Here is a 13333-nt window from a genome sequence, read left to right as displayed (position 1 = left end):
TTCATTTGCAAACGCTTTCTTATTGTTACCGGTAACAGTTTTTCAACACATAATCAAAAATCCGTATTGCTGTATCTCTGCTTTCCCATCTTCTAATAACTGACAATTTTGACTAAGAATAACCTCATTTTCCTGTTCTACTATCCAAGGTTCTTCTGACTGATTGAAGTAAATATGGATAATCTGCCCCTCTAGTTCACGTACAAAATAGAGCTTATCTTCACGATCATTTACTATTAACCATTGGGTAGCCCCTTCAGAAAGAATCTTAGACAACTGTTTCCTAAGAGAAACGAGTTCTTTTATAAAACCGAACAGTTCTAGATCTTGTTTTTCTTTTTCCCAGATCATACATTTTCGACAATCTGGGTCTTCTCCACCAGTCATCCCTACTTCTGTCCCATAATAGATACAAGGAGATCCTTTTTGAAGAAACATAAAAGTCATCACAGATTTCATCAATTCCTTGTTCCCATTACAAAGAGTTAAGATCCTTGCAGTATCATGAGAATCTAATAAGTTAAATGTCCCTTCGTTCACCTGATCTCTGTAAAGCATTTGCTGATGATTCATTCCACTGACCATTTGCGAAGCTGTAATTTTCTTTTTTGCAAAATAATCTTTAATTGAATCTGTAAATGCGTAATTCATTACTGCGTGGAATTCATCCCCTTGTAGCCAAGCTTGTGAGGAATGCCAGATCTCTCCCAGGATATAGATATCAGGTTTGATGGCTGTAACTTCTTCTCTAAATTTTTTCCAAAAATGATGATCCACTTCGTTAGCAACATCTAGTCGCCATCCATCAATATCGAATTCTTTTATCCAATAGGTGGCAATATCTAGTAAATATTTTTGAACCTCTGGATTTGCTGTATTTAGTTTGGGCATGAATGGAGTAAAAGCAAAAGTATCGTATGGAATATTTTCAGCAGTTTCTGGCACATCAGTCATCTGATAGGAATCTACTGGGAAAAAGCGGATATGGAACCAGTCTTTATAGATTGAATTTTCTCCGTTTTCGAGTACATCTTGCCATTGGGGCGAATGGATCCCCATATGATTGAATACAGCATCAAACATGATACGTATCCCTCGTTTATGCGCTTCATCAATTAAGTTTTTTAAAAGTTTTTTATTTCCAAACGCGGGATCGACTTCATAATAGTCGATCGTATCGTACTTGTGATTGGATGTAGCTTTAAATATGGGACAAAAGTATATTCCATTGATACCAAGGTCTGTCAAATAATCCAGATGATCCATCACACCTTGTAAATCCCCGCCAAAAAAATCTTCACGATCTGGATCTTTGCTTCCCCAAGCCAAAGTATGATCGGGATCATTTGCTTTATCCCCATTTGCAAATCTTTCAGGAAAAATTTGATACCATACTGTTTCTTTCACCCATTCTGGTACAACGAAGCGATCAATTTGATGGAAATAAGGCATTCGAAAATAAAAATTTGGTTCAGCAATCACATTTTTTCGATAAGGAAAAACACCTTGATCCCCATAGAAACAATCCGTGCTGTCTTCTCCAATAACATGGAACGCGTATTGTAATCGTCTTGTTTCACTTGTCAATTCAACTTCCCAATAATCATGAACATTTGTACTTAGACATTTTTTCATTGATCGTTCTTTTTGATACCATTTTTCAGTTGTTATGGTATACGGATCTCCGCTTAACACATATACTTTTTTGATATCATTCTTCCGAGTACGAAGCCGGATACGGAATTTTGTATTCGTATATAGAAATGCATATTCACTTTCCGGTCGATGATAAATTGCAGCTGTATCCATTGATTTCCTCCTTGCGATTTAATATTACGTCCTCACTATAAGTGATAGAAATAGAAAAGACAACGCTTTCAAAAAATGTTATCGGTAACAGTTTTTTGACACTTTTCTATTACTTTTTAAGCGAATTCAACAGATAGTCCTAAAACTTTTAAAAGTTTTTAAAGCTATTTCCTACCTATTTCGAGTTCTATAGTTATCTTAGTTTCTCTGTTTCTCTGCTCGCTATATTCGATCCTCCTAATTAAAAAAGTTTTTTAAGAGTTTTTGTTTGATCAAGTGATTTCAGATAAGTTAAGTACCCCAAATTAGCCAAGCCTAATTTTTTTATTAATCGAAGTTAACTTATAGTGAAAAATAAGTTATAATAAGATAAGAATACTATTAATCAACTAAAGGAAGTGGATAAATGAAAGAAACAAGACAATTTATATGGACATATGCCAAGATTATTTTTGCCCTCTTTATATTAGGAGTCGCTATCAATATGTTTTTAGGGCCTCATCATATCGCTGCTGGTGGTGTCAGCGGATTAGGAATATTATTGGAAGCTGCTTTCGGTTTTGACCGTGCTATAGTCATTTTAGTATTGAATATCGTTATGTTAGTGCTAGCTCTTCTGTTTTTAGGTAAAAAACCTTTTTTCAAAGTGCTTTTTGGAAGTTTAGTTTTTCCTTTGATCATCGCGGTAGTACCAGAGATGATGATTACTTCAGATCGGTTGTTATCGGTCATTTTTGGAAGTGCGATTTTTGCTTTAGGAGTGGCCATCTTATATAAAAATAACTCTTCCAGTGGCGGCACGACGATCCCTCCCCTCGTTTTTAAAAAATATTTCCACTTGAACACTTCGATCGGCCTATTTCTTACAGATGCTTTCGTCGTTTCTCTCAATCTGTTTGTTTTTGGAATAGAAGAATTTCTTTACGCTATCTTATCTATTGCAATCACTTCAATTGTCATGACCTATATCGAAACAGGGATCAATCGGAAGAAATCCGTCATGGTCATGAGCGAACATTCTTTGGAAGACATTCGCCTTCGCTTAAGTGCTGAAATCGGACGCGGGCTTACCTTGCTAGAGGCAAAAGGCGGCTATAACCGAAAGTCAAAAGAAGTGTTATTGATCGTTGTGACCGATCATGAATTCTCTCGAATGAAACCTCTGATAGAAGAAATTGATCCCAGCGCCTTTGTCATTGTCAACAGCGTAGCAGAAGTAATGGGACGCGGATTTACTTATCATCCAATCGAATGAGTTGGTAAGTAATCAATACCATTGTTTTGAATGCGTTTTCTTTAACTGGTATAATAATAGAAGAAGTAAGTAAATGTTCGATTGAAAAAGAGAGGAGAATTTTATGCATAAAGGAACAGAAATCGATTTTGTATTAAATGACAGTTTGAAAGCTCTAAAACTTTATCAAACGATCTTTGATGAAATAGAACTGATTGAGGCAACAGACTATCCTAGAGGCAATAATGAAGTCATTTTTTCCTTGTATGGCACGCGGTTCCATATGCTGGATGAAAATCCGCCCCTTGGTCTGACTGCCCCTACTGCTGAACATCCAAATACGATCTGGTTCAATATCATCGTCTCTGACATTAAGGACACACATAATAAAGCATTACGAAATGGCTGTGTAGAGATCCAAGAAATGACAGAAATGATGGACTTTGGTGTGACCAATTCGATGTTCAGGGATCCTTTTGGTTATTTATGGATGCTTCATCAGGTTCATCGTGAAGTAAGTTTTGAAGAAAGAAAACAACTTTTTGAAAAATATATGTAAAGTTTATGATGAGATTAGTTCTTGTCACTGATATTTTTTTGTAAATGTTCTTATTAGAGGAAGCAAGTTTGTTCCATGTGCTTTCTCTTTTTTCTTGAATAATCAATTTCTTTGCTTTTCATAATTAAATTGTGTACAATCTAATTGTATCAAATATAATAAAAGGTGGTAATCTTATGAAAAAAATGTATTCTACAAAAATGATCAACACAGGCGGACGTTCTGGAGAAGTCCATAATCCTGATCACACATTCGAATTAAATATTGCAGCTCCTGGTAAACGTGTTGAAAACGCAACAAATCCTGAACAATTGTTTGCAGCTGGTTTCAGTGCCTGTTTCAACAGTGCATTGGAGTTGATTAAACAACAAAAAAATATTTCTGGCGCTTCTACTGTCAGCGCACAAGTTTCTCTTTATTCCGAAAGTGAAATGAGCTTTGTCTTAGGCGTAGAGATTGAAGGATCTATCGAAGGCCTTTCTCTAGAAGAAACCCAAGAATTATTAGAAGCTGCACATAAAGTGTGCCCCTATTCAAAAGCGACAGCTGGAAATATCGAAGTTACTCTGAAAGCTGTTAGTGAATAGACTTTTTTGTGTAAATCCGCTATGATACACTATAGTGAAACAGCGGAGGTGGAAAAATGGAAGATCTATATTTAGCTAATCAAGTATGTTTTCCTTTATATGCCGCCTCTAAGGAGATCATCAGGCACTACACTCCCCTTCTCAAACCGCTGGATCTTACCTATACCCAGTATCTTGTGATGCTAGTTTTATGGGAAAAGAAAAAGACTACAGTGAAAGAGCTAGGAAATGATTTGTGTCTGGATTCTGGTACGCTAACCCCCTTACTGAAGAAGTTAGCAGAAAAAAATTATATCAAGCGTCAGCGTGAAACGGATGATGAAAGAATCGTAAATGTTACGCTCACTTCTCAAGGAGTTGCGTTGCAAAAACAAGCAGAAGGTATTCCACAAAAGATCAAGTCTTATCTTCCACTTGAACAGGAAGAATTGGATACACTGCAACATCTGACCCGAAAAATGCTAGATAATTTTCATCAAGACCAGAAAAAGGGCTGAAACTGCTAGATGAACGATTTTATGAGGAAAACCAACTCATAAGATAACGTCATTTAGCGGTTTTTCTTTTTGCTCTTTCCCTTTCTTATTTTCGTATTCCATCATATAATGAATAACGTGTTTATTTTTGTTATTTGGAGGTTGTCAAATTGTCCGTTTATCAGCGTTTTTTGGCGAATGAAAAAATACGCCGCCTCACGGTTTTATTATCTGTCATTTTTGTACTTTTCTTAGTAAGAAGTATGATTACAACCATTTTACTCACATTTATCTTTACTTACTTGATGATCCACCTTGTTCAGATCATTCAGCGATTTGTCCGAATCCCTACAGGTATTTTAGCCATCATGATTTATACATTGATCGTTTATCTTATCTATCTGGCATTCACAAAGTATATCCCGATGCTTATTCATCAAACATTCGATATGATTCAATCTGTTATTGATTTTTACGAGCATCAACCAAAAGATGCGGATCCAGTTTTACAATACATCCACAATTATATCGAACGGAACGATTTCTTTGAACAGCTTCAAAATGGTGCGTCAATTGCGCTTGGCTATTTACAAGATATAGGAAAACTGGCCGTGGCGTTCGCTATGTCGTTCATCTTAAGTTTCTTTTTTATGATTGAAAAGCAAAAAACGATTTTATTCTCACGGTTATTTCTAAAAAGTGAATTTTCTTGGTTCTTTCAAGATCTATATTATTTCGCCGATAAGTTTGTCAATACATTTGGTTTAGTATTAGAAGCTCAATTTATTATTGCTCTTTTAAACACTCTACTCACAACTATTGCCTTGGCCGCATTTGGCTTTCACCAACTGCTGAGCTTAGCAATTATGATATTCATTCTAAGTCTGATCCCTGTAGCAGGCGTTATTATTTCTTGTATTCCTCTATCTTTCATTGCTTATTCCCAAGGAGGAATCAGAGATGTTGTTTATATCCTGATGACGATTTTGGTTGTGCATCTGATCGAATCTTATGTACTGAACCCAAAATTAATGTCTAGCAAAACAGACTTGCCGATTTTTTATACATTCGTGGTCTTGCTTGTTAGTGAACGATTCTTTGGCGTTTGGGGATTGATTGTCGGCATCCCGATTTTCACCTTCTTTTTAGATGTGCTGAAAGTGAAAAAGATTCCGAATCATTCACCAAGAGAAACAGATCTCCTTTAAATTAAAAATGAAGAAAGATAAAAATTAGAACGACCCTAAATATCAGATTTAGAATCTGTTATTCAGGGTCGTTTTATTAATATTACTTTTTCGTTTGTAAAAATGTGTTCTCCGACATTCTTCAAATGTCAGTGTCATCTATTTTGTTTAAATCTTTTTACAGAAAACATTGTTGTTATACTTAAAAGAATGATTCCGCTCCACAGTATGACTTTATTTTGTGCTTCTCCAGATTTTGGCAGCTGTTTATTTTTCGTATCAGGACTAGCAAAGATTGTATCTTTGCTACTTTTTAAAGTCTCAGCTAGGTGAGGTCTATCAAATCGTTGTGTGTGTGTATTCTGCTTTTCTTCATTTATTTGTCGAATGGTTGTATTTATTTTTTGACTCTCTTTCTTTTCATCCTTTTGGGTGCTTATCTCTTTTGCCGTTATATTTGTTTCAGGTGTTTTTTCTGGCATTTCTGGGGCCACATCCGGCTTTTCTTCTGGAAACCCATTTGGTGTTTCTGGATTCTCGGTTTCATTATCCGTGTCTGGTTTTTCTTCTGGTCTTGCTTCGTTGCTAGAGTCCGTATCTGGTTCTGGAGTCACATCTGGTTTCTCTGGATTCTCGGTTTCATTATCTGTGCCTGGTTTTGTTTCCGGTATTGTTTCGTTTCCAGAGTCTGTATCTGGTTCTGGACTGACATCTGGTTTTTCTTCGGGAGTTGTTTCAGGTTTTGATTCATTGTCTGGCTCTGGCTTCATTTCTGTATCAGGCTCTTCACCAGGTTCTATTTCCGGTTGTTGTTCTCCGTCTGGATTTTCTGTAGGCGGTATATCAGGCTTGTTTTCATTTTCTGGTTTATCCGTTGGTTCCCCAACAAGATCTCCTCCTCCTGAGTCGATCGATGAATCTTGCTCAACTGTCTGCCGTTGACTATACGGCGTCAGATAATGAAGATCGTTCGGTAAGCCATCTGATACTTTGACAGTAAACAGTGCTGGTTTTAGCAAGTCCTGATTTAGTGTGACGGTGAAAGTAAATGTTGCTTGCTTGTGTTGGATAGACAAAGTATTCTCGTCGTAACTGATCAATAAAGCAGGGTCAACATTCTCAAATGTAACAGCTGATTGTCGTATCGGTGCTAAGTCTCCCGAATAATCAACTGTTGCTTTGATGGTCGCTGTTTGTCCTTTTTTTAATTTTGTGACACCTGAATTGAAGAAAGAAAATTCATCTTGGAAAGTAATTCGATTGACATTGGCCCATTTGGTTTCTGCCCAATTTGCTGTTCCTATCTCCTCTGTATGCACTGTCTGATTTATAGTAAGCGATAAGCTTAAGGCTGTAAATGTTGAGATTAAGATGATTGGATATCTCATAACTCTCTCACTCCTTGATTTTTTTGTATGCAAGAAATAAGATAGTAGAGATTGTGCCTATATGTTTACTGTCTTTTTGTCTAGTTTCATGAAAAAAACAGTAATATTTTCAAGTTTTAACAATTTAACTAAAAAGGAGCGCCCTTCATGCAAACCCAAGAAGCGATAAAAACGTATCTTTTGAAGAAAAAAAGCAATACAAAATTAGATATTTTTCTTTTCCTGTCTGAACATCGTTTCTTTATTACTACACAATATTTAGCAGATCATTTCCATATGTCTGAATCAAATTTTCTATTATACATCAAAGAATTAGAACAAGATTTTGAGCGTCTCAATCTAACAAAACTGCATATTGATAAACAAAAACCTTTTTTGAAGTTGAATTTTGAAGGAATTGATCCGGCTTATTGCTACTATCGTCTATTTGGAAGATACTGCAACGAATCGGTCAGTTATCAGATCTTGACTTCTTTGTTCAGTTGTCAGACAAATTCGATTATCAGTTTAAGTCAGCAAACGAACTATAGTGCCTCTTATCTGTATACGAAAATGAAAAAAATCAATGCATTTTTAGCATTGTATGGTTTGTCTGTCTCCTTTTCTAATAATGGAAGAAAGTCCTTTTCTGGAAAAGAAGTACAAATCCAATATGCAGCATTAGATATTTATTGGAATATCTTTTCAAGTACTGCTACAGATTTTTATGATGAAGAACCACAGGTAGTTGCTTTTATGATGAATACTTTTTTTAAAAAAGAGGTACTTGACCGACTGAATAGCGGTATGATGGATAAATTATATTTGCTGTTGAAAATATGTAAAGAGAATTTTCCGGCTACTTCTGTGAAAGGTGTACAAAGAGAATTTGAAGAGTATGAATATATTGACTTTTTTATTGATCCCTCTGTCGATATTTTGCGCCCCAATCTGCCAATTTGTCGCGAACAACGCATCTTAGTGAATATTTTAGCTCGGCTCTCTATCACGAAAATCGAATCAGAAAAAACAAGTTTGGAGCAATACGAACTTTTAAGAAAAGCAAATGTTCCTCATATTCTTTATTCAAGAAAAATGGTGGAATCCTTTTGTACAGTATTTGATTTGTTTATACCTGAAAAAGAAAAGATTCTTTACTCGTTGGCGTTCGCACGAAATAAACTTTATAATGGATTTCTTAACTTCAATCAACCAAATACGCCTCTTCCTACTTTTATGCTTTATCAAGAGCACAACGTATTGAAAGAAATCCAAACAGCTATCGAACGATTTTACATGGATTTCAGAGAACAAAATCAACATATGCTGCCAGATATTTTAGAAAAAGAAAATGTGCTATGGATGGTCGAAGATCTAGTACATTTATATGATCGTTACAAAAAACAACCGCTGATCGTGATTGGTGTGAACTATACGCGTGATTTTTATATCAGTAAAGATTTGATTGTTAAGATAGAACAAATTTTTTCAAATGAATCGATCAAAATACAAAACGATTTTATGGAGAACTGTAACATCGTTATCAGTGACTGCCCTTTGAAACAATTGCCTTCCCACATCAAAAAAATATATATTTTAAAGGGAATCATCACACCAGAAGATTGGAAAAAAGTGATTATGAGGATTTCAGAATATATTTTTGAATTAAAAGAAGAGGCTCTTATGAACCAATCAGAAAAAGAAAATCAAGATAACCTCTAGTTCCTAGACCAAAGAAGTGACATAAATCCGTATACTGTTAAAAAGCATACGGATTTATGTCACAAAAGTTTGAATATCTTTTTCATTTACATAATAAAATTATAAATTATTTACTGATTTTCTTTACGTTCATTTCCTTTTTCAATTGCTTCCCATAATCCATTTAGATATACCGCACCTAATGCTCGATCATATAAGCCATATCCTGGTCTTCCTGTCTCATTCCAAATCATTCTGCCATGATCAGGGCGGATGTATCCGTCAAATCCGTTGTCATACATTGTTTTTAGAATACGGTACATGTCTAATGAACCGTATTCTGATTTATGCGGTGCTTCATAGAAATCTCGATTATCTAAAAACTTGATATTTCGAACGTGAGCAAATGGGATCCGATCTCTTTGGCAAAATTCTGCTAAAATTTCATACACATCATTTTCTGGATCTTCTGCAATACTTCCTGTACAAAGAGTGATTCCGTTAGAAGGACTGTCTACTACTCGGCACAACCAATCTAGATCTTCTCGATTCTTTACGATTCGAGGTAATCCAAAAATCGAGTACGGCGGGTCATCTGGGTGTACAGCCATTTTGACCCCTACCTCTTCACATGTCGGGATGATCGATTGAAGAAAATAAGCAAAATTTCCTCGAAGTTTTTCTTCGTCTACTGATGCATACGCTTCAAGCAAAGATTTGATATGAGCTAAGCGTTCAGGTTCCCACCCCGGCAACTCGAATTCATTGCTGGACTGTTCGATGCGTTCGACGATTTCTTTTGGATCATCTGGAATATCAGCAGATATAAAAGCTAACGTAGATGAGCCATCTTCTAAGCGGTAATCAAGATCAGATTTGACCCAATCAAATACAGGCATAAAATTATAGCAGATGACTTCTATTCCATATTCTGCCAAGTTTCGAATCGTCTGCTTATAGTTTTCGATATACTGCTCACGGGACGGTAATCCAATTTTAATGGCATCATGCACATTGACGCTTTCGATAACCTTTAGTGTCAATCCACGAGACTCAATTTCTTCTTTTAATTCTTTGATCCGTTCCCTAGGCCACACTTCTCCTACTGGTATATCCATCAATGTGCCTACAATACCTTTGACTGCAGGTATTTGTCTGATTTCATCTAAAGTAATCTTTTCCTCTTGTGAACCGTACCATCTAAAAGTCATTTCCATTATAAAGTTCCTCCATGTTCTTGTAAGTAATTCTGTAATGTTTTTCGTACGGCATTGGGTCCTGCCAACATTTTGATGAACATTCCTTCTATTTTTCTGCCAATCTCAGCTTGATAAAGATCTACACCAAAAATTTCTTTATTTGACAAAATAGGAGCAATTTTCTCTTGGGTATGTGAGATATCTTGCGTACCCAATTGAATGTCAGAAAGCCTTTGCTGAAGTTCTATCAGCAAAGGATCTGGACTCGGTGTGAATGGTTTTCCTTGATCATCAAGGCCAATAAGGTATCGAAGCCAAGCAGCGAGAATCAATGGGATGAACACAAGAGTCTGCGGGTCCTTATTTTCTATTTCCATATATTTTTTAATCGTCTCACCGTAACGAATCGCCACCTTTTGAGAGGTATCCGTGGCGATTCGCTGAGGCATGTCAGGAATATTTGGATTAGGAAATCGCACAGTGACTACTTCTTCAAGAAAGGTCTTTGGATCAATGATTCCAGGCGATTCTACGACTGGAAGACCTTCATTGTACCCGATTTCAGAAACTAACAGCGACAAATCTGGATCATTCATCTCCTCAGCTATACTCCTATAACCCAGTAAACAACCCATAATAGCTAAAGCCGTATGCAAAGGATTAAGACAAGTCGTCACTTTCATCGTATCTGCTTTATCTACCGTTGCACGATCAGTCAAGAACACTCCAGCTTTTTCGAATCTCGGACGTCCGTTTGGGAAATGATCTTCCATGATTAAATAATGGATGTCTTCTGTATTGACGAATGGCGCAATATTGGTTCCCTTTGCGGTTTGCAAGATCGACATATTTGAAAAGCCTTCTTCTGCCAACATTCTGCTAACTGATATGGAAGGATTCGGAGTGATACGGTCAATCATTGTCCATGGAAACGCAACGATTTCTTCATTCGATAAGTATTGGATAAATGTTTCTGGTACATAACCTTCCTTTTGCCATTCTTTTGCGATCGCTAGCAACGAAGTACGTAATTGACTGCCGTTTTGTGAAAAATTATCTGTAGAGACAAGTGCAATCGGCCAAGCTCCCGATAAAAACCGTCTATAAAGTAGTGCAGTAAGAATACTCATCGTATGTGATGGCTTTTTCGGACCATTTTTTATATCAACTGCAATCGGTCCTATATATTTATTACTTGTATCTTTCAATTGATAACCTTTTTCAGTAATAGCAAAAGTAACTAATTGTAAACTCGGATTTTCAAAGTGCCCAATCATCTTAGAAAAGTGTTCCGAGCAATCTGGATGACAATACAGACTGTCAGCTGTCGCAGCTAATATACGTTTGACAAATTTTCCACTGCTTGGCATGACCACTTCAAGAATCAAATCATCAAAATCTCGGTAAGCCTTTTCAATTATTTCTTCATCGAATGTTTCACAAACAATGACACCAGTGGGCAATTCGCCTTGATCCGCTAAACGTTGAGCGATTTCTGCATGAAATCCTCGATAAAGATTTCCGCCACCAAAATGGATCCAGACAGGATTTCTTTGTCCAGTTTCTCTTAATGATGCACGGTCAAAATGAGGTATTTCTACTTCTTTTTGAGATAATTCAGGAATAAAGTTCTTCCAGTTGTTTAAATCAATCATTTTTCCCCTCCTAAACTAACATATCAGTTTTTGCCTTCAAATGAATTTTATGTAATAAAAACCGCTGTGTCAATCAAAATTTTACTTTTTATACAAATTTACTAGTTTAAGTGACATATCAGATTGTTTTTCAGATCTCTTCTGTTATACTACGTTCATAGAAATGATTTTGGAGGTATAAAAATGAAAAGTAGCTTGCAATCTCAAGCTTATCAAGCGATTCGTAAACAAATCATCTATGCGGACCTAGAACCTGGAAGGAAAATATCTGAAAAGGTGTTGGAGGAACATCTTTCTATCGGCCGAACCCCCATTCGCGAAGCATTGATTCAACTACGTCAACAAGAACTCGTGTACACAGTTCCTCAAAGTGGTACGTATGTTTCAAGAATCAATCTCTATTCTGCAGAAAATGCTCGATTTGTTCGAGAGCAATTAGAACAGCAGATCATGATCGAATGCTGTTCCAAATTGGACAATCAAACACGAATAGTGTTAGAAACGATTTTAGAAGAACAAGAAAAAGCAGCTAAAATAAAGGATGAACGTGCGTTTTTTCGTGCAGATAATTTATTTCATGAAGCTTGTTTCGAAATTGCTGGCAGAAAAGAAGTTTGGAACTGGTTAGATGACCACAATACCCATTTAGAACGTTTTCGTTGGTTAAGAGTGACCATACAAGGGCTTCCATGGGAAACGATCATGGAACAACATGAAGATTTATTCAGAGCATTAGTCGATAAAAAACCAGAAGAAGCTCGTTTTCAAACGGGATTGCACTTGCACATGATGCTGAAAGAACAAGAAACTGTCACTCAACGTTATCCTGAGTATTTCAAGTAGTTGTATTTTCTTATGCCTCTTCCATTTTATAATTAACCAGCGTTTTTGAGTAATCTTTATTAAATAACAAAATATTCATTGACTTTCTAACTCCAGCTAAATTACAATAATTATAAATAAATAATTATTATTGGAGGTTTTACTATGTCATTGATTGGGAAAAAAATCGAAGAATTTAACGCTCAAGCTTATCATCAAGGAGAATTTTTAGAAATTAGCGAGAAAGACCTTATGGGGAATTGGAGTATCCTATGTTTCTACCCAGCAGATTTCACTTTTGTTTGTCCCACTGAACTAGAAGACTTACAAGAACAATACAGCACCTTGAAATCTTTGGGCGTTGAAGTCTTTTCTTGCTCTACAGATACCCATTTTACTCACAAAGCATGGCATGATACATCAGATGCTATCGGTAAAATCGAATACACGATGATTGGCGATCCTTCGCATCGGATTTCTCGTATTTTTGATGTGTTAGATGAAGAACAAGGATTAGCTCAACGAGGAACATTTATTATTGATCCAGACGGCATCGTTCAAGCTATGGAAATCAATGCAGATGGAATTGGTCGTGATGCTAGTGCACTGATTGATAAGATACGGGCTGCTCAATATGTACGTACTCACCCAGGTGAAGTTTGTCCGGCAAAATGGAAAGAAAGTGGCGAAACATTGAAACCAAGTTTTGATCTTGTTGGAAAAATTTAGGTGGTCGA

The 13333-nt window shown here is 36.2% G+C and carries 12 protein-coding genes; 8 read left to right on the top strand and 4 right to left on the bottom strand.

From position 1 onward, the window contains the following. Window positions 1–42 precede the first annotated feature (42 nt). Window positions 43–1809 (bottom strand): glycoside hydrolase family 13 protein, encoded by a 1767-nt coding sequence (locus QK255_RS06435; RefSeq protein ID WP_002290726.1) that lies wholly within the window; start codon window positions 1807–1809, stop codon window positions 43–45. A gap of 406 nt (window positions 1810–2215) precedes the next feature. Here QK255_RS06435 and QK255_RS06430 point away from each other — a divergent pair, with 406 nt between their 5' ends. From QK255_RS06430 to QK255_RS06410, 5 genes are all read left to right on the top strand, one after another. Continuing rightward, a complete protein-coding gene (locus QK255_RS06430) occupies window positions 2216–3064 on the top strand; it encodes a YitT family protein (RefSeq protein WP_002290725.1) in 849 nt (282 codons plus the stop codon). Window positions 3065–3167: 103 nt separating this feature from the next. Further along, window positions 3168–3602 (top strand): VOC family protein, encoded by a 435-nt coding sequence (locus QK255_RS06425; protein WP_002290721.1) that lies wholly within the window; start codon window positions 3168–3170, stop codon window positions 3600–3602. Window positions 3603–3778: 176 nt separating this feature from the next. Beyond that, on the top strand, window positions 3779–4189 hold the full coding sequence (locus tag QK255_RS06420; protein WP_002290719.1) for an organic hydroperoxide resistance protein: 411 nt from the start codon (window positions 3779–3781) through the stop codon (window positions 4187–4189). 56 nt (window positions 4190–4245) lie between these two features. Continuing rightward, a complete protein-coding gene (locus tag QK255_RS06415; RefSeq protein ID WP_002290718.1) occupies window positions 4246–4686 on the top strand; it encodes a MarR family winged helix-turn-helix transcriptional regulator in 441 nt (146 codons plus the stop codon). A 149-nt stretch (window positions 4687–4835) separates the two neighbouring features. Continuing rightward, on the top strand, window positions 4836–5873 hold the full coding sequence (locus QK255_RS06410) for an AI-2E family transporter (RefSeq protein ID WP_002290717.1): 1038 nt from the start codon (window positions 4836–4838) through the stop codon (window positions 5871–5873). Window positions 5874–6007: 134 nt separating this feature from the next. Here the strand turns inward: QK255_RS06410 and QK255_RS06405 are convergent, their stop codons facing one another. Further along, on the bottom strand, window positions 6008–7240 hold the full coding sequence (locus tag QK255_RS06405) for an LPXTG cell wall anchor domain-containing protein (RefSeq protein WP_283341514.1): 1233 nt from the start codon (window positions 7238–7240) through the stop codon (window positions 6008–6010). 147 nt (window positions 7241–7387) lie between these two features. Here QK255_RS06405 and QK255_RS06400 point away from each other — a divergent pair, with 147 nt between their 5' ends. Continuing rightward, entirely contained in the window at window positions 7388–8941 is a 1554-nt protein-coding gene (locus QK255_RS06400) for a helix-turn-helix domain-containing protein (RefSeq protein ID WP_002290713.1), read from the top strand. Window positions 8942–9051: 110 nt separating this feature from the next. On the opposite strand, the gene uxuA is transcribed toward QK255_RS06400, so the two are convergent. Both uxuA and QK255_RS06390 read right to left on the bottom strand, forming a co-directional pair. Then, on the bottom strand, window positions 9052–10137 hold the full coding sequence (gene uxuA / locus QK255_RS06395) for a mannonate dehydratase (protein WP_002290711.1): 1086 nt from the start codon (window positions 10135–10137) through the stop codon (window positions 9052–9054). Next, window positions 10137–11774 carry a mannitol dehydrogenase family protein gene (locus QK255_RS06390; protein ID WP_283341513.1) on the bottom strand — a complete coding sequence of 546 codons (1638 nt, stop codon included), beginning with the start codon at window positions 11772–11774 and terminating at the stop codon, window positions 10137–10139. The genes uxuA and QK255_RS06390 overlap by 1 nt, the downstream gene beginning before the upstream one ends. Window positions 11775–11957: 183 nt before the next feature. Here QK255_RS06390 and QK255_RS06385 point away from each other — a divergent pair, with 183 nt between their 5' ends. Further along, complete coding sequence (locus QK255_RS06385; protein WP_002290709.1) at window positions 11958–12617, top strand: GntR family transcriptional regulator; 660 nt, start codon at window positions 11958–11960, stop codon at window positions 12615–12617. A 144-nt stretch (window positions 12618–12761) separates the two neighbouring features. Continuing rightward, window positions 12762–13325: an alkyl hydroperoxide reductase subunit C gene (gene ahpC / locus QK255_RS06380; protein WP_002290708.1), complete on the top strand. Its 564-nt coding sequence runs from the start codon at window positions 12762–12764 to the stop codon at window positions 13323–13325. Window positions 13326–13333: the final 8 nt, after the last annotated feature.

The sequence above is a fragment of the Enterococcus sp. ZQ21 genome, assembly GCF_030053755.1.
Lineage (GTDB): Bacteria > Bacillota > Bacilli > Lactobacillales > Enterococcaceae > Enterococcus_B > Enterococcus_B lactis.
The sequence above is the reverse complement of the archived record's forward strand: the minus strand, read 5'-3'. Positions and strand labels throughout refer to the sequence as shown.

Excerpts from the sequence above, each read along its gene's own strand:
- QK255_RS06400 (WP_002290713.1), top strand. The coding sequence starts at position 7,388 with ATGCAAACCCAAGAAGCGATAAAAACGTATCTTTTGAAGAAAAAAAGC.
- QK255_RS06425 (WP_002290721.1), top strand. The coding sequence starts at position 3,168 with ATGCATAAAGGAACAGAAATCGATTTTGTATTAAATGACAGTTTGAAA.
- QK255_RS06405 (WP_283341514.1), bottom strand. The coding sequence starts at position 7,240 with ATGAGATATCCAATCATCTTAATCTCAACATTTACAGCCTTAAGCTTA.
- QK255_RS06385 (WP_002290709.1), top strand. The coding sequence starts at position 11,958 with ATGAAAAGTAGCTTGCAATCTCAAGCTTATCAAGCGATTCGTAAACAA.
- uxuA (WP_002290711.1), bottom strand. The coding sequence starts at position 10,137 with ATGGAAATGACTTTTAGATGGTACGGTTCACAAGAGGAAAAGATTACT.
- QK255_RS06390 (WP_283341513.1), bottom strand. The coding sequence starts at position 11,774 with ATGATTGATTTAAACAACTGGAAGAACTTTATTCCTGAATTATCTCAA.
- QK255_RS06430 (WP_002290725.1), top strand. The coding sequence starts at position 2,216 with ATGAAAGAAACAAGACAATTTATATGGACATATGCCAAGATTATTTTT.
- QK255_RS06415 (WP_002290718.1), top strand. The coding sequence starts at position 4,246 with ATGGAAGATCTATATTTAGCTAATCAAGTATGTTTTCCTTTATATGCC.
- ahpC (WP_002290708.1), top strand. The coding sequence starts at position 12,762 with ATGTCATTGATTGGGAAAAAAATCGAAGAATTTAACGCTCAAGCTTAT.
- QK255_RS06420 (WP_002290719.1), top strand. The coding sequence starts at position 3,779 with ATGAAAAAAATGTATTCTACAAAAATGATCAACACAGGCGGACGTTCT.
- QK255_RS06435 (WP_002290726.1), bottom strand. The coding sequence starts at position 1,809 with ATGGATACAGCTGCAATTTATCATCGACCGGAAAGTGAATATGCATTT.